General features: G+C 63.9%; 19 protein-coding genes and 1 pseudogene. 5 read left to right on the forward strand and 15 right to left on the reverse strand.

What is annotated here, in order from left to right:
- The first annotated feature begins 376 nt into the window (after positions 1-376).
- On the forward strand, positions 377-1,207 hold the full coding sequence (locus tag AC5WJ1_RS29325) for a 3-oxoadipate:acetyl-CoA acetyltransferase (protein ID WP_494477009.1): 831 nt from the start codon (positions 377-379) through the stop codon (positions 1,205-1,207).
- Between the two features lie 326 nt (positions 1,208-1,533).
- Here AC5WJ1_RS29325 and ybgF read toward each other — a convergent pair whose 3' ends face one another.
- From ybgF to AC5WJ1_RS29365, 8 genes are all read right to left on the reverse strand, one after another.
- Complete coding sequence (ybgF, locus tag AC5WJ1_RS29330) at positions 1,534-2,289, reverse strand: tol-pal system protein YbgF (RefSeq protein ID WP_494477010.1); 756 nt, start codon at positions 2,287-2,289, stop codon at positions 1,534-1,536.
- 77 nt (positions 2,290-2,366) lie between these two features.
- On the reverse strand, positions 2,367-2,633 hold the full coding sequence (locus AC5WJ1_RS29335) for an H-NS histone family protein (RefSeq protein ID WP_494477011.1): 267 nt from the start codon (positions 2,631-2,633) through the stop codon (positions 2,367-2,369).
- A 184-nt stretch (positions 2,634-2,817) separates the two neighbouring features.
- Entirely contained in the window at positions 2,818-4,008 is a 1,191-nt protein-coding gene (locus tag AC5WJ1_RS29340) for an H-NS histone family protein (protein WP_494477012.1), read from the reverse strand.
- 163 nt (positions 4,009-4,171) lie between these two features.
- Positions 4,172-5,380, reverse strand: coding sequence for a DNA-binding protein (locus AC5WJ1_RS29345; protein WP_494477013.1), 1,209 nt, complete (start codon positions 5,378-5,380; stop codon positions 4,172-4,174).
- Positions 5,381-6,040: 660 nt separating this feature from the next.
- The gene (locus tag AC5WJ1_RS29350; RefSeq protein ID WP_494477407.1) at positions 6,041-6,604 is read right to left on the reverse strand and encodes a hypothetical protein; all 564 of its coding nucleotides are present in this window, start codon (positions 6,602-6,604) and stop codon (positions 6,041-6,043) included.
- A gap of 5 nt (positions 6,605-6,609) precedes the next feature.
- Positions 6,610-7,479, reverse strand: a complete 870-nt coding sequence (locus tag AC5WJ1_RS29355; protein ID WP_494477014.1) for a hypothetical protein — start codon at positions 7,477-7,479, stop codon at positions 6,610-6,612.
- A 1-nt stretch (position 7,480) separates the two neighbouring features.
- Positions 7,481-8,461 (reverse strand): ATP-binding protein, encoded by a 981-nt coding sequence (locus AC5WJ1_RS29360; RefSeq protein ID WP_039015432.1) that lies wholly within the window; start codon positions 8,459-8,461, stop codon positions 7,481-7,483.
- A 434-nt stretch (positions 8,462-8,895) separates the two neighbouring features.
- Positions 8,896-10,503 carry a hypothetical protein gene (locus AC5WJ1_RS29365; RefSeq protein ID WP_494477015.1) on the reverse strand — a complete coding sequence of 536 codons (1,608 nt, stop codon included), beginning with the start codon at positions 10,501-10,503 and terminating at the stop codon, positions 8,896-8,898.
- 271 nt (positions 10,504-10,774) lie between these two features.
- Between AC5WJ1_RS29365 and AC5WJ1_RS29370 the strand changes: the two genes are divergently transcribed.
- From AC5WJ1_RS29370 to AC5WJ1_RS29385, 4 genes are all read left to right on the forward strand, one after another.
- Complete coding sequence (locus tag AC5WJ1_RS29370; protein WP_494477016.1) at positions 10,775-12,034, forward strand: tyrosine-type recombinase/integrase; 1,260 nt, start codon at positions 10,775-10,777, stop codon at positions 12,032-12,034.
- Positions 12,035-12,157: 123 nt separating this feature from the next.
- Positions 12,158-12,826, forward strand: coding sequence for a 5,6-dimethylbenzimidazole synthase (bluB, locus tag AC5WJ1_RS29375; protein ID WP_494477017.1), 669 nt, complete (start codon positions 12,158-12,160; stop codon positions 12,824-12,826).
- A gap of 1,169 nt (positions 12,827-13,995) precedes the next feature.
- Positions 13,996-14,934: a DNA-binding protein gene (locus AC5WJ1_RS29380; RefSeq protein ID WP_494477018.1), complete on the forward strand. Its 939-nt coding sequence runs from the start codon at positions 13,996-13,998 to the stop codon at positions 14,932-14,934.
- Entirely contained in the window at positions 14,931-16,442 is a 1,512-nt protein-coding gene (locus AC5WJ1_RS29385) for a tyrosine-type recombinase/integrase (protein ID WP_494477019.1), read from the forward strand. The genes AC5WJ1_RS29380 and AC5WJ1_RS29385 overlap by 4 nt, the downstream gene beginning before the upstream one ends.
- Before the next feature lie 59 nt (positions 16,443-16,501).
- On the opposite strand, the gene AC5WJ1_RS29390 is transcribed toward AC5WJ1_RS29385, so the two are convergent.
- The 7 genes and pseudogenes from AC5WJ1_RS29390 to AC5WJ1_RS29420 all read right to left on the reverse strand — a co-directional run bounded on the left by AC5WJ1_RS29390 (position 16,502) and on the right by AC5WJ1_RS29420 (position 23,066).
- Positions 16,502-16,957, reverse strand: coding sequence for a hypothetical protein (locus AC5WJ1_RS29390; RefSeq protein WP_494477020.1), 456 nt, complete (start codon positions 16,955-16,957; stop codon positions 16,502-16,504).
- 54 nt (positions 16,958-17,011) lie between these two features.
- The gene (locus AC5WJ1_RS29395) at positions 17,012-17,467 is read right to left on the reverse strand and encodes a hypothetical protein (protein ID WP_494477021.1); all 456 of its coding nucleotides are present in this window, start codon (positions 17,465-17,467) and stop codon (positions 17,012-17,014) included.
- A gap of 2 nt (positions 17,468-17,469) precedes the next feature.
- A complete protein-coding gene (locus AC5WJ1_RS29400) occupies positions 17,470-17,805 on the reverse strand; it encodes a GIY-YIG nuclease family protein (protein WP_494477022.1) in 336 nt (111 codons plus the stop codon).
- Between the two features lie 115 nt (positions 17,806-17,920).
- Complete coding sequence (locus tag AC5WJ1_RS29405) at positions 17,921-18,652, reverse strand: IS6 family transposase (RefSeq protein WP_494477023.1); 732 nt, start codon at positions 18,650-18,652, stop codon at positions 17,921-17,923.
- 480 nt (positions 18,653-19,132) lie between these two features.
- The gene (locus AC5WJ1_RS29410) at positions 19,133-20,146 is read right to left on the reverse strand and encodes an IS110 family RNA-guided transposase (RefSeq protein ID WP_435385428.1); all 1,014 of its coding nucleotides are present in this window, start codon (positions 20,144-20,146) and stop codon (positions 19,133-19,135) included.
- Between the two features lie 98 nt (positions 20,147-20,244).
- A pseudogene (locus AC5WJ1_RS29415) lies at positions 20,245-20,865 on the reverse strand (IS6 family transposase); the annotation flags it as partial.
- Between the two features lie 335 nt (positions 20,866-21,200).
- The gene (locus AC5WJ1_RS29420) at positions 21,201-23,066 is read right to left on the reverse strand and encodes an ABC transporter ATP-binding protein/permease (RefSeq protein WP_494477024.1); all 1,866 of its coding nucleotides are present in this window, start codon (positions 23,064-23,066) and stop codon (positions 21,201-21,203) included.
- Positions 23,067-23,193: the final 127 nt, after the last annotated feature.

Here is a 23,193-nt window from a genome sequence, read left to right on the forward strand (position 1 = left end):
GGGCCTCGCTGCGCGCCGCCACCAGTTCGCTGCGCAACGCTTCGGAGTCCCTCGCGTTTCGATGCCCCGCGGAGATACCCAAGGCTCTCTTCTGACGAGCACGCCAGTCCACTTTGGCAAGCCGTGTGCGATAGCCGGTGAAAGCTCGTGTTCGAATTGGCGGAACCGGACCAGATCAAGTAGCATGGCTCCGTTCTACAAACGAACTATTGTTCGCCAAAAGAACTTTGCTGCCAGCCGTTCTGCTTAGGTGCGCTACAGATCGTTGGGCCTCTATCCGCCCTATTGGGTTGATTGCCCAGCCTCATCGGGTGGATGCGCTTCCGGGCATGCACCAGTCCTTCCGGTTCTGAACGCTTTCATACCCGTACTCAACATGACCCAACCTTGCATCATTTCCGTCGCAATCACCGGTTCACTTCCGCGGAAGAAGGACAATCAGGCCGTACCGGTTACCGTGAACGAACAAGTGGAATCCACGCAGGAAGCTTTTGAGGCTGGCGCCACTCTCGTGCACCTGCACGTACGCAACGATGACGAATCCCCCACCTCGGATCCGGATCGATTTGCATTGGTGCTCGAAGGCATTCAGAAGCACGCTCCGGGAATAATCACCCAGGTCTCCACGGGCGGCCGCTCAGGCGCAGGGCGTGAACGGGGCGGCATGCTGTCGCTGCGGCCCGATATGGCTTCGCTTGCAACCGGTTCAGTGAATTTTCCCACACGCGTTTACGACAACCCACCCGACCTCGTCGACTGGCTTGCCGAAGAAATGAAGATTTATGGGATCAAGCCCGAAATCGAGGCGTTCGACCTGTCAATGATCTTCCAAGCGGTCACCATGCAGCAGGCCGGCAAAATCATCGGCCCACTGCATATGCAGTTTGTCATGGGTATCAAGAATGCAATGCCTGTCGATCGCGAAGTGTTTGAGTTCTATGTACATACGCTGCGCCGCCTGGCACCTAACGCCACCTGGACTGGCGCGGGTATCGGCCGCAACCAACTCACGATGGCGCGATGGTCGCTTGAACTGGGAGGGCACTGCCGCACTGGTCTCGAGGACAACGTCCGGCTGGACAAAGAAACTCTTGCTCCATCCAATGCTGCCCTAGTAAAGCAGGTCGCTGAATTGTGCACGGAGTTTGACCGCCCCGTTGCAACCCCCGCACAGGCCCGTGCGCTGTTGGGCCTCGCACCACATTGACTTTGATGGCGCCAACCTTGGGTAATCGTCCTTCTCGAGCAGATTGATACGTTTGGGCTCCCAAAACGGCTGTGATTCAAGAGGTTGCAGAAGAAGCAATTTCTCAAAGTGATAGCGAACCGGAAAGCCTTGCTGGAAGCGGCCTCCCGGGGAGTTACCGTTACATTTTGCACATTTCGAACGATTACCCGGTATAGCTAGGCGGTAGGACCTTTTCAGGGTCATCGTAGACCCCACACTCCGGACAATGTAGGGTTCGTCAGAATCTGAAGATCCCCTAAAGCAGGCCTTCGGCGCGTGGTGCGGCCGGCTGGAAGCCGCCCCACTCACTTCAGCGTCTTCAACCGGTTGTTCGCCGCACGCGCGCCTTCAGTACCGGGATACTTGGCCACCACTTGTTCCAGTGTCTTGCGCGCAGCCGCCTTCTGGCCGGACTCGAGCTGATTATTGGCCACCGCGATCATGGCGTCCGGCACCTTGGGATGCGTCGGGTTGGCATGGATCATTTTCTGCAGCACCCAGGTGGACCCCTTATAGTCGCGCTGCGCGTAGAGCGAGTTGCCGAGCCAGTACTGCGCCAGCGGCAGGTACGGGCTCTGCGGATACTTCTTGATAAACGACGAGAACGAATTCCCGGCGCTCTTGAAATCGCCCGCCTGGAAATGCTTGAGCGCGGCGTCGTATTCGGGCTTCTCGCCCGGCTGCGACGTGCCTTGGCGGTCTTCGCCCGAAGCATGCTGCGGCTCGAACTTCTTCAGGCGCGCATCCAGGTCGGCGTAGTAGTCCTTCTGCTGCTTCTGCAGCGTCGCCACCGTGTTCTGCAGCACTTCGTTCTGGCCGCGTAGTCGCGCGACTTCCTGGCGTAGGCCTTCGAGCTGGTTCTGCAGGTCGAGTGTGGTGCGGCTGTTCTGCTCAATGCGCTGGGTAGCCGTCGCCTGGAAGCTGTTGAACTGGTCGCGCAGGTTGATGACCGTTTTGCGCGCCTGCTCATCGTCGAACACGCCGGCGTGTGCCTGCGTGGGTGGCAGCATACCGCCGCTCGCCATGGCGGGCCACAACAGGGTAAAAACGCGTACTTTCATAAATGGGTGGTTGTGGGTTGTGTCGATTAGCCTTGGTCACATCGCCGTTGGACAGCGGGCCGAATGCATCGGCGGCCCTATCCCACCCGGAAAAACTCGACGCTCTGCCCCGCATTGACGGCCCGCTTGAGCCACGACGGCATCTCGCCCTGCCCGTCCCAGATCAGCCCTTCCGCATTGCGGTAGCAGACCACCGGCGCCGGTGGTGCGGGCGGTGGAGGTGGAGGCGGCGGCGGCGGCGCGAAGCACCCCGCCGCGTCGAGGTCTTCCAGGGTGAGCCCGTAGTCGTCCATCTGCGCCTGGATCCAGCGGATCGCGTCCGCCCGCTCAGTTGTTGCTGTCATCGCTGCCGTCACTGCCGTCACTGCTGTCGTTGCCTTCGTCCTGATTGCCAGGCAGCGCCGCCGCCCCCGGCTCGTTGCACAGCTCTTCCCCTTGGTCTTCCTACGCAGTGGCCGCCGAACTTCCGGCCTGCCGAGTTTGCTAGTCCGAAGGGGGGCGGACCGGCCGCGCCCGCCAACCTGTCGTTCAGTACAAGAGATCGATGAGGAAACGCTCGGGCTTCTTGCCAATCCACGCGGGAGCCCTACCGCGCCCCGACCAGGTCTGGCCCGTCTTGGGATTGCGGTACCTCGGGCGCGGCGCGGCCTTCGTCTTGATCAGAACAGCGCGGGCAGCGGGCTCAACACTGGGCTTGCCCGCAATGTCCTCAATGCTGAGGTCGTACTCCTGCATCCACTGCTGAATCTCCTCCACGACCTTTGGCACTTCCGTGGCTCGCAACTGCTCAAGTTGCGCATTGACAGATGCCAGTTGAGCGAGCAGTGAGGATTGGGACGGGCTTTGAGTTGCGGTAGGCGCTTTTTGCTCCTGTCGCGGCTTCCGGGTTCGCGGCTTCTGAGTCGGCGCTTCCGGGGCAGCCTCCACTCCAGGCAGTGCTATCTGCTTGGGCCCGCGCTTCCGGGTTGGGGACTCTTGAGTCGTGACTTCCGGGGCGGCAACTTCAGCTAGGATTTTCGGCTTCCGACCGCGCTTCGGGGTCCGCCTCTCTTCCGGCGCAGCTTCCGTAGCGGCGGTTTCGGTGAGCGCTTTCGGCTTCCGACCGCGCTTCGGGGCCCGCGTCTCTTCCGGCGCAGCTTCCGCAGCGGCAGTTTCGGTGAGCGCTTTCGGCTTCCGACCGCGCTTCGGGGCCTGCATCGCTTCAGGCGCAGCTTCCGGAGCTGGGGCGTAAAGCGGTGCTACCGGGGCGGCCGTTTCGGCCAGTTCGTCCTGGGCGGCAGCTTCCGTCGGTTCGTGCGTGGCCAGGACTTCAACCGGAGCTTCGGCCACGGCTTCAGTGGTCGCTTCCGAGAGCATGGCTTCAATGGGCGCTTCCGGCGCGTCAGATTCAGTCAACGCTTCCGAGGCGGTGGCTTCCATCGATTCTTCCGGTGCCACGTCTTTCGTTGAAGCGTCCGGGGCCGTGTAAGGCCGCCGGCGCCGATATGACACGGTCGCCGTCGGGCCGCTATCCCGGCTTGTCGACCAGAAGTCCATGCGTCGGGCCTGAGTGTCATCGCTGCCACTACCGACGCATGCACCACTGGCTTCACCAATGACGAGATCCGCGTCGCGCATCGCCTCAGCGATGGGAAGCTCCATCTGACCAAGTCCGTCCGTCGCATTGCTCGCGACAACGGGTTCAACCACTTGCTTCGGGGCCAATTCGTTCTCCTTCATTGAAGTCACTGCACGTGCAGACGCTTCCTAATCCCATGGACGGTGAGACCTTGTCTCTTGCGTGTCGTTCGAACTTACCCATCGGCGTTTATGTGATGCAAGCTTGGGGGATTGCCCGTAGTCATCCATCTGCGCCTGGATCCAGCGGATCGCGTCCGCCCGCTCAGTCTTTGCTGTCATCGCTGCCGTCACTACTGTCGTTGCCTTCGTCCTGATTGTTGGGTAGCGCCGCCCCCGCCTCGTCGCCCTGTGCTTCGCCCAGCTCATCCTGCTGAGCTTCCCCCTGACCGTCGCCCTGCTCTTCCGGCGCGGTCGCCGCCGAACTGCCGCCCTTGCGCCGCCTTCCACCACCGCCACCGCCGTCGCGTTCGCGCGGCGCGACGCGCAAGGTGGCCAGCAGCTGGCGCGCGAGCGCCGCTTCCGCTTCGCCGCGCTCGGCCCGGCGCAATGCCGCGGCGAGTTCCGCCTGTACGGCCTCCAGGTCGCCCGCCGCCTTGCGTTGCGCCTGTTCGGCTACCGCGAGCCGATCGGCCAGCGCCGCAGCCTGCGCTTCGAGCTTGGCGCGGCCCTCCGCCTGCGCCACGGCCGCATCGCGCGCTTCGCTGCGTGCCGCCGCCAGTTCGGCGCGCAGGTCTTCGGCCGTGCGCTCGCTCTTCTGGCGCGCGGTGCGCTCCTGGTCGAGTTCGCGCAAGCTGCGCCGCTCGCTGGCTTCGGCGCGTTCCTGCGCCAGCGTCACCGCCTCGCGCGCTCGCTCCAGCTCCGCCGAGAATTGGGTTCGCAAGGCGTCCAGCTGGCGCCGTCCCGCTTCGAGTTCCGTCCGCCCCGCCTCGAGCCGGGCCTGCGTGGCGGCGTGCGCCTGTCGCTCCGTGGCCAGGTCTGCCTGCACCGTGTCGTGCGCCTGCCGGGCCTCGGCCAGCTGCGCCGAGATGGCGGCCACCTCCTCCCGGGCCGCCGCGGCCTCGGTCCGCGCCGCATCGCGCTCGGCTTCCGCTTCGCTCGCGGCGTGACGCGCCTCCGCGCGCAACGTGGCCAGCTCGGCGGACGCGGCCTCGTTGGCCGACTGCCAGATGGTCTGGACCGCCTCGGCGGCGATCTGCTTGAGGGGGTCCGGCAGGTCCGGATGGTCGATGGTCACGCGCGTACGGCCGCGCAGCTCCTGCCAGAACTGCTGCAGCACCTCGGCGGGCGTGCCCATGCTGCCCTTGCGCACCAGGCTGTAGAGCTTGTTGGCGGTGGGCGTAACGCCGTAGCGGAAGAACAGCAGGCCGCAGACCTCGCGGTAGAGCGCGCGGGTCTCGGGAAAGCGCCCGCGCAGCTCGGCCAAATCAGCCTGCAGCGTGGCGTCGGTCAGATCGAGGTCGACAGCCGGCATCGAGAAAAAGTGAGTTATGTGACAATATATAATACTACGTATTACGTTTAATAGCTAACGTTTGCTCTATAACTTTAGACATAACTGCGCTTATGTCTATAATGTCCAGATGAGTGTGAATCTCGAAGGCTCTCGTTGGTTAAACTAACTTTGTATCCATTTCTAAACTAATTTTGTTCCTGGCCCCCTGGAGCAAAATCGTCGTGCTGCCGCGCCCACCGAGCGACAGCGAGCCAAGCACCACACCGGCCGACGCCATGTGCGTCAGCCATGATGACCGCGCACACGCCCCATCACCTGGATGCAGACATCGCCGGTCGCTCTCGACCGCCGTGATGATGCCGGCTACGTTCGACCGTCAATTGCAAACGATTCTCGATTCGGCGTGCAGGACCAGCAGCGGTCCGTGTTGGCCAACCCCTTTGCCGGCATCAAGGTTCGTGGCGCCGCCCTTCGTCCGGCGCTGGATACGGCACGAGGCTTTACCGAAACCGAGTGGCTGCTGGTCAGAACGAGGCTTTCGGTCAGCGCAAAGCCTCGCGGCGATCTGGCTGAGCGCGGGGCTGCCATCGTCTTGACTTACCTTGGCGCCCCTTTCGTGCGGCGCCCGATTACCCATGGTGGCCCGCTCCGTGCCGGAGCTCGTGCCCAACGTCGCGCTCAGAACGGAGTCGTCTGCGACGCGGACCCTTCTGCCTGCGTCCATCTAATCAGCAACAGCCCGTCGTCGGTTTCGCACAGGCGGACGCAAGATTTGGAATCGTCGCGCTCAAGCGGATCGACACCCCGATCGATGTCATCTAGCCAAGTGGTCAACGCATCGAACGTCAGCTCGATTTCCCACGTGACCGCCATATCGAGCACTGCAGTTAGCGTCGACTCCCAGACCCACTCGCAGCAGGTCCAGACGTCCTGATCGGCATATAGGTAACCCGCCGGCGCTACCGCTGCATCCCGTGTATAGCGGATGAGGCCCAAGTCGCGCATCGCGTGAGAAACGCTGCAGAAGCGCCGCCGTTCCTGCTCCGCCGGCCGATTGGAGAGCGCCAGGTCCGAACGGCCCCAGCCGAGTTGAAGTTCGTTGAGCGCGATCTCGTATGGGCAGATCAGGCCCCAGCGGGGCCCCTCCTCTGGACGCACGCTGACCCAGCGCGAAAGCCGTCCCTCCTTGGTCAGCCTCCACCGACAGCGACAGGTGCCATGGCGAGTCTGCCGGTCCTGCATGGCATTCAGGCGCGTGACAAACGAAGACGGATTCGCCGAAGCGGCGTTGATGCGTATATAGAAGTGAAGTACGTCGGCAAATCTGAGGTGGCTCGACCTGAGGCGGCCGAGCTGGATTTTCGCTTGCCGCGCAAACGCGTGGCTTTCCAGAGTCCACCGATCACCGGCTTCGATAAGGAGCTGCTCGATGTCCTCGGGCGGGGGCTCAAGCGTGCGCAGCTGAGCGAACGCTTGGTCGAGGGAGACAGCCCCGGCATGCCATGGTTGCCCGACGACCAGATCTCGCCGAGCGACATGCGCGCGGCAGCGACGCTCGCCCGTGCGACCCAGCCGGCGAGCGACGCAACGCGCCCCTGCTCTCGGGCCGGAAAGCCGGCATCAATGCCGTGCGGCCACGTCCTGCAGCGTTGCCGCATCACGAACTCCAACGCGCCCACGCGCTGCGACACGAGGCTGGCGGTGTGCTTCTGCGCCCAGGTCGTTTTCAGCTCGCTCAGGTGAAATGGGCACCGCGAAAGCCACCCAAGCTGATGCAGGTAGCTGTGGTAGCCGTGCTGCACACAGGTCTCGCAATAGCGGATGGCACGTCGCTCGCGACTATCGGGAGGCGGGCCATAACGGCCGACATCGATGAACCGTATGGAAGGCGAGAAAACGTCTTCGACAAGCGGCGCGGTCTCACCGAGCACGGACGCCAGGCGTCTGATTTCGTCGATCGGAAGCGGCGTGTTGCTATCGGGCTCCACACTCAAAAACTCCGCGCATTTTCGGACGTTGATGCCATTCAGTGCGCAGAAGCGGGCGACGAACGATAGCCGCGACTCGTACGGACGGAGGCTTCCCGGCCACCAGTTCACCGATGGGTAGGCCGCCATGTCAACTACCCGTCGAGATGATCCTCATGTGGTCCGGGAAGTTCGCTTTTGCGAATTCCTGCAACCAGTTCTCGTAAGACGTCACGTCAACCCAGTCTCCGCCATGCGCCAGCTGGAAAAGCATCGCCTCGGTTGCCCTGGCGATATGCTGCATCGGGAACTCGAGATGACGGCGCGCAGATTCGGGCGAGAGTTCCACCAGCGCTTTCCACACCAGCGCGGCACAGTCTGCAAGGCGGTGCCCTGCCGCGAATTGAACCGGCGCGAAATACTTCAGGTATGAAACGCCGCTGCCCGGTGGCCATTCCGAGTCGATATCGTAGCCGTTGAGCACGTATGCGATTTCTTCCGGCGAACGCAGCCCATGAAATCGCGCATGCGCGGCCATAAAACGTGCTGCCAGGTGAGCGTTGCCGGTGATCGCCATATACTCGTGACGATAGTTCAGCTGGTGCGAGCCGACGGAAAACACGCTCAGCAGGTAGCCCTCGTAATCAAGGTCATTCTGAAGACCGAGCAACCACTTCCACTCCCGGAACGTCAAATCCTGCGCTTCGTCGATGGCCAGTACGACATAATTACGCTGCGCGTTGTTCGCAATGGCGATGAAGCGTTGCCTGCACAGGTGGATCCCTTCCGCTCTTTTCGGTGGTTTCGCCGGGTTGGCGAATTCGAAGTTCGAGGCGAGCAACAGCTGATGCCAGAATCCCGCTTCGCTTGTCTGGCTGTCCGGACGGCGATTCCACACCACCAGCGGTACCACGGCGTTAAGGCGTTCCTGCAGCACCTGAGCGACGTACCATTGCACGCAGCGAGACTTGCCCAGCCGTGATGCACCATATATATAGCCGCCGGGGCGCTGCTGGTCGATCCATTCGCCGAGCTGTTCAATCATCTCGTGCATGGGCGGCGTATATACTGCGTACTGCTTCGTCACGATGCAGTGTCGCGGATCGATGCGCTCGGGCAGAGGGAATCGCATGACCTACCCCGATTGCGCCATTCGGCGTGGCGGGAGCATGGAGCCCGGAGTCGCGGGCTCAGTTTTGATAGCCACGTTAGGTCGCGCTGGCTTGTTGCTGGTGCCACCGTTGCGCGAACCTGTGCTGTCCTTCTGTTTGGCACGATCCATCGCAGCGTCCAGCATGGCAGCGCCGATCGACGGATCCGCTGCAGCAACCAGAATGCGTCGCGCTTCGAGGTAGGCCGGATGGATGGGTAAGCGTTTGTGCGCCTGACTCTCCACAAAGCGCATGAAGATTTCAATGGCGTCTCCGCCCGCTGGGATAGTCAGTTGTCCGTGCGAGCAGGCCTGAGAGATTGCAGCGCGAACGGCAAGACTATGTGGTGAAACGTTCCATGGCGGCGCTGCCCGCAGTACACCGAGTGAGATGCCGTCAAGCGTGGAGGCGAGCGCTACCCGGCAATCATCCTCCTTGTGACAGACCACCCAGATCTCGGATCCTGCCAGGTCGTGCCGGTTGTGCAGCACCTCGTTGGTGTAGCGGCCGTAATAGAACTCCACATACGGGGCGCGCCCACTCGCTGCTCCGCCGCGCACGATGCAGCGCTTGCGGATGCTGAATAGCGCTTCCACAACGGCGGGATCGACTCGGCGCAAGCTCTGCTGAGCGTGGTGGTACAGGAAGTTCGCGTATGCGAGCGGCGTGCGGTTGCCAATCCCGCTGTGCGGTGTTGCGTTGTAATTGGCGATGAGCACGTCCAGCAGCTCTTCCGCATATTCGTACTGGAATCGGCTTGCCAGCGCAACGTCTTCCGGCTTCCGGCCCTTACGGTCCTGAGGCTTGGCGCCGGTGGTGTTGGAAAGACGCTGAAAGCCCTTCCCCGCCAGATTTCGGAAAACGCCTCGATGAAGGGCCGGTCGTCCTTGCTTCGACGTTTCGAGAACGAGGTTTTCGGCTCAAGCAGCGTCGCGCGAACCGTATCGCGCAACGCGTCGCGCACGTGCTGACAGGTCTCGGCAAGGGCACCGTCTACGCTGGTCTCATCCCAGCACAGTCCGACGAAATTGTCACCCAGCACCGACAGAAGCCCGGCATCGGGCAGATACGCCTTGTCGCTGAAGCTTACCGGGCGCGCCCACCATTTTCCCAATGCCCGCTTCAGCGCGCGCAGGACATCATCCTTCGAGACTTCCCGTCTCATGCTGAAGTAGTAGCCGAGCACCGCGCGCGACATCACTTCGAGAATCACGATAACCCAGAGACGATGAACGATCTTCTCCCGAAAGCCGCCTCCCATCAGGGGAAGCGACACGCAGAAACGTCCGTCCAGTTTGTGCGCATCCATCTCCACGCGCTGCATGAACTTCTGAACTGGCCGTCCGGTTCCGTCCCCTGTCTTCAGCTTTGACACCAGGTCTGGACCGCCGCTCGCCGCCGCCAGCGCTCGTGGGTTGGCCGACAACACCCTGTCGATATACCGGCCAATCGAGACGTATCCCAGGGTCGCCGTGTTGAACGGCCACTCGTTTCGCTGTTCACATCCAAGTTCGCGGAGCTGGTCGAGAAGCCACCCGCAGTGTCGTCTTTTCGACTGCCGGGTTTCGACCAGCCGCTTGCCTGACGCGCTCGCGAGAATACGCGCTTCGAATGCCTGGCGAAGCTCCGGCTGCGCATCAAGGAGCGCCTGCAGGGCACCAACGGCGCCGCCGCCGAACTGACTGACATGGATCTTCCGATGGCGCCGGTAGTGCTTGATCCGGGTCCACGGAACCAGCCCGCGCCAGCCGTAGGGTCGCCCGTCCGGATGCGTTTCGAGGCAACGTTCGCGGATCAGTCGATAAGCCTGTTTTGCGCCAAGTGCGGTGAGACGCTTGATGGTATCGGCCGTCGCGCCAGAAAGGTACAGCGAGACCGCCTGCTTTCTCGCAAAATACAACGCGCGCCGTTCTCCTTCGAGCGCCCCTTCATCCGGGCTTGCCCAGAGCGAGGTGTCGATGGCTCTCCTGCCGATTGTGCGGCGGGAGCAATGACAGCTGTCGTCAGCGTCGCGGACTTGCATGGAGGTTCCAGCACAAATGGCCACCATCGCCTATGGCCCAATCGCTATGAACCATAGGGCGCTATCGCGGGACTGCAAGGCAAGGATGTGCCGGAACGTGGGCAAGGATACAATATTAGTTTAACTGTCGGCCGAAGGAACAATTTGTCTTTCAACTTTTTAAACTAATTTTGTTACTCGACCCTCTGGTTGCCCTTATTTTCCGTGTCCATGACGGGAACAAAATTAGTTTCACTGACGGCTCGAACCGCCTCTCCACGCTGCCCCGACCTTGGAATCCCCCGCCCATCCGCCCTCCCCGCCGACGCCCGGCCTCGTCGCCGCCCTGCCCACGCCGCTGGAGCAGCTGCGGCTGCCGCCGGCACTGTCCGGGCGCGACGGCAGCAACCGCGCACCGGCCACGGCCACCCGCATTGCCGCGACCGACGACCTGGCCGCCGTCACCGCCTGGCTCGCGCGCTATGCCGACAGCGCGGCGACGCTCCCCGCCTACCGCCGCGAGGTGGAGCGCCTGATCCTGTGGGCCGTGCTGCAACTCGGCAAGCCACTGTCCTCGCTCACGCACGAGGACCTGCTCGTTTATGAACGCTTCCTGGCCGACCCGCAGCCGGCCGCGCGCTGGGTCCTGGCCGGCAGCAAGAAGCTCGCGCGCAACCACCCCGACTGGCGCCCGTTTGCGGGGCCGCTGTCGCCCGCCAGCGTGCGCCACGCCCTGGTCATCCTGAATGCGCTGTTTGCCTGGCTGACCGAGGCCGGCTACCTGGCCGGCAACCCGCTCGCGCTGGCCCGGCGCCGGCGCGCCCCCAGCCGGCCACGGATCACGCGCTACCTCAGCCACGAGCTGTGGGCGACCGTCAAGGAAACCGTCGAGGCGATGCCGGGTACGATCGAAAACTCGACCGAGCGCGAGCGCCTGCATGCGGCGCGCTGCCGCTGGGTGCTGACGGTGCTCTACCTGGGCGGGCTGCGGGCGTCGGAGGTCACCGGCACGACGATGGGCGCGTTTTTCTGCCGGCGCGACGGCTTGGGCGTGGAGCGCTGGTGGCTGGAGGTCACCGGCAAGGGCAACAAGACCCGGCTGGTGCCGGCCTCCGACGAGCTGGTCGCCGAACTGGCGCGCTACCGCCGCGCCCACGGGCTGGCGCCTACCCCGCAGCCTGGGGAAACGCGCCCGCTGCTGCTGCCGGTGATCGGCCGTGAGATGGGTCGTGAGGGGCGCGACAAGGCCCTGTCGCGCGGGGCGCTGCACCTGATTCTGAAGGAGGTGTTCGCCATGGCGGCCGCGCGCCTGCGCGCGCGCGGGCCCGAATGGGAGGCGCAAGCCGCGGTGCTGGCCAGCGCCTCGGCCCACTGGCTGCGCCACACCGCCGGCTCGCACATGACCGACCAGCAGGTCGACCTGCGTTTTGTGCGCGACAACTTCGGGCACAGCTCGCTGACGACGACGAGCGGGTACCTGCACAGCGAGGAAGATGCGCGGCATGAGGCCACCCAAGCGCGGCACCGCATCGGCTGGACCAGCAAGACCTAGGATGAGCCAGCATCGCCAAACCGCACAGGGCAAAGCCATCGATCGTCACGGCACTCTCGTGGCAAGCTACCTGCATTGCGACTTTCCCTCCAGCCCAAGCGCCACCGCCACGCTATTCAAGCCATGAACCCATATCGCTACAGCGACAGTGAAATTGCCGCCGTCTATCGCGTCATCCGGGAGCGTCGCGACATGCGCCACTTTCGGCCGGACCCGCTCGATCCTGCCTTGCTGGAACGCTTGTTGCACGCTGCGCATCTCGCCCCCAGCGTCGGCTTCATGCAACCCTGGCGCTTCATCCGTATCACTGACAGGAGCCTGAGAACGCAGGTCCACGCGCTGGTCGATGCCGAACGCCAGCGCACCGCGGTCGCCCTGGGCGAACGCCAGGACGAGTTCATGCGACTCAAGGTGGAGGGCATCCTGGACTGCGGGGAAGTACTGGTGGCAGCGCTGATGGATGGACGTGAACGGCATATCTTCGGTCGGCGCACCATGCCGGACATGGACCTCGCTTCGGTGGCCTGCGCCATCCAGAACCTCTGGCTTGCTGCGCGCGCGGAAGGACTCGGCGTGGGCTGGGTTTCCTTGTTCGACCCTGAACCGCTTGGCCGGCTGCTGCGGCTGCCGCCCGGTGCCCGGCCAGTGGCTGTGCTGTGCCTCGGCCAGGTCGACACCTTCTATGAGAAGCCGATGCTGGAACAGGAAGACTGGGCCAGACGGCAATCCCTGGACGAGATGGTGTTCGAGAATGGCTGGACCAACCCCAGCCCCCCAATCGCCCCGGACTGATTATTGATCCGGCAATTGTGTTCTTAGAAAATCACGATGGCCATAATGAAGTCGACCGATATGAGATGGTTGTCATAAGGCGCGGCATGCCGATGGAGACCCCGCAATGCCTCGCCGCCTGGTCAATGGGCATCCCTTCCCCTGCGCGGGTTGCTCGAGTTCGATCGCCCAGTTGGTGAATGCTGCGAATCGTCGCGCGCGACGGTGGAGTCGGATCAGGTAGTGGTCGCGGCATAGAGGCCCGTCCCGTGAGGAAGGCAAGCCAGCGTGGGGGCTGCTGGTCAGTTTATTTCATGAAGGTGAAATTATAATCCGGATCGGGGTTGGCTGCCTTCTATGCTGAGGCGAATTGCCTCATGCCAGCCATTGATTGAATGTTGCATACCAAGCTTGGCGATTAATTGCATTTAATTTCGGCGTAGCGGCTTCGCCTGAATAAGTGGGGTTATTTTGCAGCGCCGTTCCACAAAAAAATGGACACCACTCTGCCCGCGGCGTTAGCCCTGATTACGACATCGGGATCAGTTGGGCAAAGCAGGTTCTTGTGACAAGCGCACGCTCGGATCCCCAGGTATGCCTATTAGGTCAGCGGGGCATTTCGCGCGTCCACCGGCCTGGCACTACAGCAGTGATTGTTGAACGCGCGCGTGACACAAGCACAACACCGCTTTGATGATTAGGCGACTGCGCGTACTCAACGTACCGTAGGCGCCAACCCTGGTGTGTGGCCGCGTGGCTGGCGGAAGTAGCGACGATCTCGGTGCGAACAAACACAAGACCCCGGGACAGAGCCCAGAGACCGACTGGACGATATGGGAGCAAAAAGAACTGGCAGGATATCCGGGCAGCGGACGCGCAACGATAGGGGTCCCTTTGATTCCCATGCAGTTTACCGGGGTAGCCATCCCTAGCAGCCATGCGGGTTTCCGGACGATGCCAACCTGAAACCCCAATCAAATCAGGTACTTGCTGACTGGTCCTTTTCCCTTGATTTCGGTGCGTTTGACAAGCTCTGCGTGTGGTCAGGCGTGGTTGCGGGGCGTGGAAGCCCCTGTTTCGGCAAGATAATGGGATTTATCCGTCTTGGCTTTCCCTCATTCATGGAGAAATGGCTTTCCTAACGTTAGCATCGTACGTAAGATAGAGGAAAATTGCTCCCGGACTCTGCCATGCCGCGCCTCGCCGCCACCGCCGAACAGATCCGCGCCACCGTGCTGGCCATGCTCACCGAGGCCGGCGACGCCCAGCCGCCAACCGCCGCGCGTTTTCGCCGCGTGGTCTCGGTGCGCAAGCTGCGCGCGCGCCTGGGCGGCGGCGACCCGGCCACGCTGTCGCGCACGCTCAACGCGATCGAGGCCGAGGTGGTACGCGCGGGCCTCGCGGAATTCGCACTTCCCGACATCCCGCCCGAGATCGCCGAGTCGATGCGCGCGTTGTGGCAGGCCGCGGTGGCGGTCCAGCTCGACGACGTGGTGCGCCTCAAGCGCGAAACCGAGCAAGCCGCGGAGGCGGCGCAGGCCGCGCGCGCCGAGGCCGAGCTGCGGGTCGAGCTGCTGCGCCAGGAACTCTCCGAAGGGCGCGGCCAATTGGCCGCACGCGACACCGCACTGGCCGAGGCGGGCGCCGCGCTGGGGGCCATGACGGCCCGTGCCGAGCAGGTGACCACGCGGGCCGGCCAGCTGGACACGGCACTGGCGTCCGCGCAGGAACACATCGCCGCCAGCGAGCGGGCCCACGCCGAGGCGGTCGCCACCATCCAGGCGCGCTACGAGGCGCTGTCGAAGCAACTGCTGCAGGAAACCGCGCACCAGCGCGACGCGGTGCAGGCCGAGCGCGCCCAGCTCGCGTCGCAGCTGAAATTTGCCGAACGCCGCCTCGCGGCGCTGGAGCAGGAGCGCGCGCGCCTCGACGCGGAGCTGGCCGGCGAGCGGGCGGCGCGACAGACCGCCGCCGGCGAGGCCAGCGCGCTCAAGGCGGTCACCGCCAGCCAGCGCGCCCAGCTCGACGAACTGCTGCGCGCGACGCTGGCCGCGGCGCCACGACCGACCACGGCGCGCGCGTCCAAGTCGACCGGCAAGCCAGCAACCAAGCGGGCCGCCCGGCCATGAACCCGGCCGACTGGATCGACACCGCCACAGTGCCGCCGCGGCCGCTGCCGGCCAGCTTGGACGCCGCGCTGGCCTATCTGGCCGAGGCGCTGGGACACGCGGTCTACGCGCCCTGGACGCTCGCGCGCCTCAAGCGCCGCTATGGGTCGCTGGCCGAAGCCAAGGCCGCGCAGCCGGCGGTGCTCAGGCTGCTGCTCGCGCATGACGCGGTCATCGAATACTGGGAGCGCGGGCGCCTGCGCACGGTGCCGGCGGACCAGGCGCCCGGCCCGGACACGGTGCTGGCCCGGCTGCTGCACACGCATCGCCGCCGCTTCCGCTCCGTCGCTGCGTCACCCAAGGTGTCGGCGACGGTGGCCCCGGAGGCGACGGTGCCTGCAGGGCTGGTCGCAGCGAATCCGTGGCTGGCCACCCAGCCCGCCGAGGTCCTGGCCTGGCTCGCGCGCGCCGGGCGCTTCGCCCAGCCGCAGGCCGCCACCAACACGCTGGGCGCTGCCGACGACGCACAGGCGCTGGCGCTGTTCCTGCGCGACCGCGCCGGCCGCTCGCCGCACACGCTGCGCGCCTATGGCACCGAACTGCGCCGCCTGATGGGCTGGTGCGGCGGGCGCCAGCTCGGGCCCTTGTCCGACCTGACGCGCCAGCAACTGCTCGCCTACCGGCACACGCTGCAGCATGGCGAGCGCGGCGCGGACGGTGGCCCGCCGCCACTGTCGGAAGCCACCGGCAAGCGCGCGCTGGCGGTGGTGGCGAGCCTTTACCGCTACTGGTACGACACCGGCTACCTGCACGCCAACCCGGCGGCGGGCCTGTCCACCGGCGGCCGCGCGCGGGCCGGCTTCGCGCCGACAAGGCTGATTCCGCCGGCGCTGCTGGCCGCGTGCGATGCGTGGCTCGATGCGCCCGAGGCCGATACGGTCAATCCGCTGGGCGCGCGGCGACGGCGCGCCATCTGGGCGCTGTACCGCTACGCCGGTGTGCGCCTGGCGGAACTGGCCTGGTCGGCCGAGAGTGGGCTACCCCGGCTGGAAGCGGAAGCGCCCGGGCGCTGGGCGCTCTATGTCTGCGGCAAGGGCCGCAAGACGCGGGCCATCCCGCTGCCGACCCCGTGCGTGGCCGTGCTCCGCGCCTATCGGCTCGCCCGCGGCCTACCGGCCGAGCCGCCGACGCACGAGGTGCTGCCAGTGATCCACGGGAACAAGGGCGAGGCCCTCCAGCGGGCGGGCCTGTATCGGGAGGTCAAGGCGATCTTTGCCGCCGTGGCCGATGGCCTGCAGGCGCGCGAGCCGGCGCAGGCGCTGCTACTGCGCGCCGCCTCCCCGCACTGGCTGCGCCACGCCTACGCCCGCACGCTGGTGGTCGACCACCAGGTGCCGCTGCCCGCCGCCCAGGCGCTGCTCGGTCACGCCTCGGTGCAGACCACCGCGGCCTACGCCAGGACTGACCTCGGCCAGTTGCGCCGCTTTGTCGAGCAGACCTTTGCCGACACGCCAGACACCAGCGCCTGAGGGACCATCTGTCCCTGGCGGCCAGCGCAAGAACGATGACGCGATGCTGCCGGCCTTTGCTACCGCCGGGACGCGCCGTTGGTCAATCCCTTGTCGATCCGGATCGCCTTCCGCAGCGCGGCCAGCTCGCGTTGCTCTTCCTGCGCAAAGGCATCGTTGACGAAACCGGTGTAACCGGCGGATGGCTGCGTGGCGCGCGGCAAATGAATGCGCCAAGCCGTCAGCAAGCCATCGAAGCACGCCTTGCCTGGCTTGCCCGTTTTTGCGGGCCGTCGGCGTGGCGTGGCCCTTGGCGTTTCCGTTGGCTCATAGCGCACCGCCCGGGGTTCGGCGTCCTGACTGGGAGCGCTGCGGCGAATGGTGCCGGCGGCGCGCAAGGACTTGAGGGCGCGCTCGGCTTCACGGGCGGTCAGCAGCCCCCGTGCCAAAATGTCCTGACGACCCAAGGCCTTGCCCTGGCGCAGGGCGGTCAGAAATATCTCTGCGCATTCGCGCGTGGTGCGTTCCGCCTTCATGTTCGGCGAGTGGGGCGCTCGCCGCTGAAAAGCCTGACGTACGCAGTACGGAACCTAACGGGAATCATTTTCGGGAAGCCAACCGGATTCAATGCGCTCCACCAGTAGGGAGTCGTTCCATGCGCCGCGGATGGGAAACTTTCTTTGCACTTCATTAAGATCGCCCACTTTCCACTCGCGCTCGCCGTCCCAAAGCCACCAAGTCTCCACCTTGCCGGTTGACGGATCGACAACCCCAGTTCTGAAGACTGGCGTCTGTCGAGAATGCTCTGGAACCGGACTGTTCATGATTTTTTGGACAATCTCTTGCTTGAGAGCAGCAGCAACTGGGAAGAAAACCCAAAAATTGGTTACCCGCTTGACAAGCGCCTGCAGATCAGGCTGTTCTGCAGCATAGGTTCCGGGCAGGACACGAATCAACGTTCCCATCGGGGCGACTTTCTTCGCATACTGGAAATATGCGAGGCCCTTTCCCGTCTTTATGCTGAATACGTCGCCTGTCTTTATCATGTTTAGAATCCTGGATAGCTGACCGATTTTAACAGTGCGGCCCCTCTGGTCAAGGAGTCTGCATAGATTGGATTAGTCGTCGCGATACTGTTGATTTTGTTGATCAGCGATCCTCCATTCTTGCCAAGCGTTTTGAATTCGATCAGCACCTGCTCAACTGCTCGAGCATCTTCTCGCGAAATGCCTTGAAGACCTGGGATAGGATCAATTTCGATCCCTTTCTGTGACAGGTGCTTGGCTGCTCGCGCAGCGACGTCATCTGTAATTCCGACATACTGGGTTGTCCCATCTGCTGCAGTTGAGACATAGACTGTAGTCTTCCCCGGATTCGGGGCCACCGCCGCCACACTTTCCCTTGCAGCAAGCTTCGCGACGGATTCTGCAGCATCCGTCTCAGCCGGGCACTGTCAACTTGCCGATAGGGAGGCAAGGCCGTGACGGCGGGCCTATTGCTCAGGAAGCGGTTGACGGATTTTGGGCCACTTCGGTGACTTCGTGCCAGGTAGCGAATCTCGCAGCGAGGTGTTTGCGATAGAGCGAAGCGCGCAGCAAATGACGCTTGAGCGCGAAGTGCTGCCGGATCGGGCCGAAGTTCGACAGGAACGCCTGCGTGCGCTTCGGGTCGCGGAATCCACGCATGCGCCGCTCGCGTTCACGGGTCGGCTGGTGGCTGTTCTCGGCGCGATTGTTCACGCGAGCGGCAGCCTTCACGAACACGTGCTTGACGCTGGCCAGCGCCGTGATGTCGGCCTTTGCGGCCGGATAGCTGCGCAGTTGATCCGTGACAATCTTGCGCGGCGCTGGGCAGGAACGCAGCACGCGTAGGAAGAAGCGTTTGGCCGCGGCCTTGTCGCGCCGCTTCTGCAGCAGGATGTCGAGTTCGGCGCCATGCTCGTCGACCGCCCGCCATAGCAGGTAGGGTTCGCCGCGCAGCGTCACGAACATCTCGTCGAGATGCCAGGTGGTCCCCGGCTTGCGCCGTGCGGCTTTCACACGATGCGCGAACCCCGCGCCGAACTTATCGCACCAGCGGCGAATTGTCTCGTAGGTCACGACGACACCGCGCTCGAACAGCAGTTCCTCGATATCGCGCAGGCTCAGGTTGAACCTGAAATACCAGCGCACCGCGCAGCTGATGATGACGGCGGGGAAACGGTGACCGCGATAGGGCGATTTCTTCTTCATCGCGCCATCTTACGCGATTCCCAATCGCCAACGTGACACCCATTAGCCGACCCGAGTCAAGGGACAACACTACCCCGTCGTTGGGTGCAGGGGTGATGCAGCAGTACATCACCCCTGCACCCAACGAAACATTCGGCAATCACTACCGTGCTGCTCTTGGAGCGAAATCGCGCCCATGTTTTCGTTTGGTTGGCTGCGAACTGAATCGCGCCAGACACCCATCGGGATCAAGCTGGCTGCGCCAATATCCGCAGCCGCCCTGGCGGCGCTGACCGCCCCAGAAAACCATCGGTGCCAGACCGTGTCCAAAGGCGTGTTTACAATGCCTTGGCTATCGCACGCGACGCCAGTCTTTAGGTGGCTCACGGCCTGGGCGATTCAATCATCCGCAAACAGTCGGTCGGCGCAGGGGGAGCGTCCAATCAAAGCCCTGGTTGCAGGCCAGTCACGTTACTGGCTCGCCCAGCTTGCGCCGAACCATCAAACAAAGCATCGGTTCACATCGAATGGCTGCTGCTCGCGCAGCATGTAGTAACAGGCGCGCGCTAGTTTGTGGGCCACGGCCTTGAGCGCGACAAACCGGTTCGTGGCGCGAAGCTTGCGTTCATAGAAGCGCCGCGCCGGTAAGCATTGGCGCAAGGTGAAATTGGCCGCCTCGACGAAGGCCCACGCGAGATACGCATTGCCGTTGCGGGTGTTGCCTTCGCCTTTCTTCTTGCCATTACTTTGCCGTGCGCTGTCCACGCAGCGGCAATACGAACTGAATTTGCCGACCTCCGCAAACCGCGTTGGCGTTCCGGTCTCCAGCATGATGGTGGTGGCCAGCGTTTCACCGATCCCGGGCACGGTCTTCAGCAGAAGATACTCGGCTCGTAGTTTGACGCATTCGGTTAGCCGTTTCTCGAGGATGGCAATCTGTTGTTGCAACGCGTCGCTGATCGCAAGATTTGCCTTGACCGCGAGTGCGACGTCCGCCGGCAGGCCGATCGCGTCCACTTGCTCGGTGGTCATGCGCTTGACCGTGCGACTGCTCATTGACTTGCCCGTATGGCGCGCGAAGAGATTCTCGATCGCCAGAATCTGGGCGGTTCGGCACCGGACTAGCTGGATCCGCTTGCGAGCCAAGTCGCGTGCAGCCCGCTGCTCGCGTGGATAGATGTAACCTTCAGGCAATAGCCCCAGACGTAGCAACTGCGCCAGATAGGCGGCATCGGCCGCGTCTCCGCTATGCTTCAATCCTTCGTACCGCTTGATCGCTGCGACGTGCGCCAGATGAACCTGGTAGCCGGCATCCATTAACCCATCCACCAGCCAGTACCAGTTGTAGGTCGATTCCACCACGACGCCAACCAGCTCATCCTGGTGGGCAGCAAGGGCCGACAGGATCTGCTCCAGATCATTGGGCAGACGCCGTTGTAGCACGATACGATCCTCCACATCGCTGACCACCACCACACTGTTATTCGAGTGCAGGTCTATTCCGCAGTACTTCATGTCGGCCTCCGTCAGGTCAAAGTGCACGTCCCACCTTGACTCTAACCTCACCACTTCTCAAGGCGAGGCCACGACCGGCTATATGATTATCAATGCCGCGCGAAGTGCTGCCGGATCGGGCCGAAGTTCGACAGGAACGCCTGCGTGCGCTTCGGGTCGCGGAATCCACGCATGCGCCGCTCGCGTTCACGGGTCGGCTGGTGGCTGTTCTCGGCGCGATTGTTCACGCGAGCGGCAGCCTTCACGAACACGTGCTTGACGCCGGCCAGCGCCGGGATGTCGGCCTTTGCGGCCGGATAGCTGCGCAGCTGGTCGGTGACGATCTGGCGCGGCGCTGGGCAGGAACGCAGCACGCGCAGGAAGAAGCGTTTGGCCGCGGCCTTGTCGCGCCGCTTCTGCAGCAGGATGTCGAGTTCGGCGCCATGCTCGTCGACCGCCCGCCATAGCAGGTAGGGTTCGCCGCGCAGCGTCACGAACATCTCGTCGAGATGCCAGGTGGTCCCCGGCTTGCGCCGTGCGGCTTTCACACGATGCGCGAACCCCGCGCCGAACTTATCGCACCAGCGGCGAATTGTCTCGTAGGTCACGACGACACCGCGCTCGAACAGCAGTTCCTCGATATCGCGCAGGCTCAGGTTGAACCTGAAATACCAGCGCACCGCGCAGCTGATGATGACGGCGGGGAAACGGTGACCGCGATAGGGCGATTTCTTCTTCATCGCGCCATCTTACGCGATTCCCAATCGCCAACGTGACAATGCCCTCCTGTGCGTCACGTCAGTTCGCAACTCGACTCTACGCCAGCCGTTCGACCCGAACGGAGGGGAGGCCGGCTATATGATTATCAGAGCCGTGCCACGAAGGGAGCAGTCCGTCGGCTGCGCAGCAGTTCTATTCCCTGGCTGCATAAGGCAACAGCGCCGCCAGGGTTCCCTCGCTCGCTTATTGCGACAGAGCCCATCCGTCCTACCGGTGGGGAGGATTTTTTTCGAGGCCTGCCATGATGGGTGGCGCGCGGCGTTGGGCGAGCCGCAGATTGCGGCCGCACCGGCCTTCACGCTTCGTGTACGACCCTATAGTTTACGGCGGCCACCTCGCCTTGCCCATCTTGGACTGCCACCCAGTGCGCTCCGTCCACGGACACATAGCGCAGGCGGCGATCGTGGAAGGCGGCCACCGTGCTGCGGTGCGCGATGCTAATCATTGCCGCGCGCGGCAGGGACTCCACCAGCAGGCGGTACATCGCGCTCTCGGTTTCCTCGTCGAGCGCGCTGGTGGCCTCGTCCAGGAACAGGTAATCGGGCTTTTGCAGCAAGGCGCGGGCAAAGGCCAGGCGCTGCTGCTCGCCCGGCGACAGCCGCAGCGACCAGTTGTCGAACACGTCGAGCTGCTCGGCCAGCGCGCCGAGGCGGGCCTGGCGCAGCACCTGCTGCAGGGCGTCGCGGCTGTGGACGGTACCCGCGTCGGGATAGGCCAGCGCATCGGCCAGCGAGCCGATCGGCAGGTAGCTGCGCTGCGGCAGGAACAGCATGCGCGCCGCGCTCGGCATGGTCACCGTGCCGCTGCCGTATGGCCAGATGCCCGCCAGCGCGCGGAACAGCACGCTCTTGCCGCAACCCGAGGGGCCGCTGACCAGCCAGCGCTCGCCCGCTCCGATCTCCAGCGAGAACGGTGTCACCAGCGGCCGCTGGAGGATCTCGCCGCCCAGCCCGGTGCGCACCGGCAACGCCAGCGCCAGGCTGTCGATACGGATGGCGTCGGTATCGGCCTGGTCCACCTCGATGTCGCGCACGCCGGTGTGCTCCTGGTCCTGGCGTTCGGCCACGCGGATGGCGTCGCGGAAATCGATCAGCCGGTTGGCCGCCGCCTTCCAGCCGACCAGCGTTGCGTAGCTGTCGACAAACCAGGACAGTGCGCCCTGCACCTGGCCAAAGGCCGAACTCATCTGCATCAGCCCGCCGAGCGTCATCTTGCCTGCAAAGTAGCGCGGCGCGGCCACGATCAGCGGAAAGATGATGGCGAACTGGCTGTACCCGGAATTGACGAAGGTCAGGCGCCGTGTATAGCGCATCAGCTGGTCCCAGTTGGCACGGATTCGGCCGAAGCGCGAGCGCAGGCCCGCCTGCTCGGTCGGTTCGCCCCGGTACAGCGCTACGGATTCGCTGTTCTCGCGCAGGCGTACCAGCGTGAAACGGAAATCCGCCTCATACTGCTGTTGCTGGAAGTTCAAGCCGATCAGCGACCGTCCCACCAGATGGGCGATCAGCGAGCCGATCACCGCGTAGCCCACCGCGAACCACACCATATAGCCAGGAATGGTGATCTCGCTGCCCCCCAGTGCGAAGCTGATCGGCCCCGACACCGTCCACAGGATGCCGACGAAGGACAGCAGCGTCACCACGGAATTGAGCAGGCCCAGGGAGAGCGACAGCGCGCCGTCGGTAAAGGAGCGCAGGTCGTCCGCCAGCCGCTGGTCGGGGTTGTCGGTGGCGCGCGTCTGTTCGATGCGGTAGTAGGTCTGGTGGCTGAGCCAGTGGTCCATGAAGCGGCCGGTCATCCAGGTACGCCAGCGCATCTGCAGCATCATGGTGTAGTACTGCCGGGAGATGGCCGCGACGATAAAGAAGCCGGCGATCCAGGAAAAACGGATCAGCAGTGTCTTGAAGGAGGCATAGTCATGCTGCTCCAGCGCGTTGTAGAACACCCGGTTCCACTCGTTGAGCAGCACATTGATATAAACGATGCCGAGATTGAGCGCCACCACGAAGGCGAGCAGCCCGAGGCCCGCCTTGCGGTCCTCGGATTTCCAGTAAGGCTTGATCAGGTCCCAGGTTTCGGCCACGCGCAGGCGGCTCTGGATCTTGAGGGCCCGGGCCGGTACGGCCGGGCCTGGAACGGTAACGGAGGTCGGTGTGGACATGGCACCTTTCGCACGGGCGGGCCATGGCCAACGGCCCCGCTCTGATGGGAATGAAGACAACGGGTGTTAGAAGACGGCGCTGCCCGGCTGCTTCTGGAATTCCCCAAAAACCGGCAGCGACGCCGAC

The sequence above is a fragment of the Cupriavidus sp. MEYA8 genome, assembly GCF_059278825.1.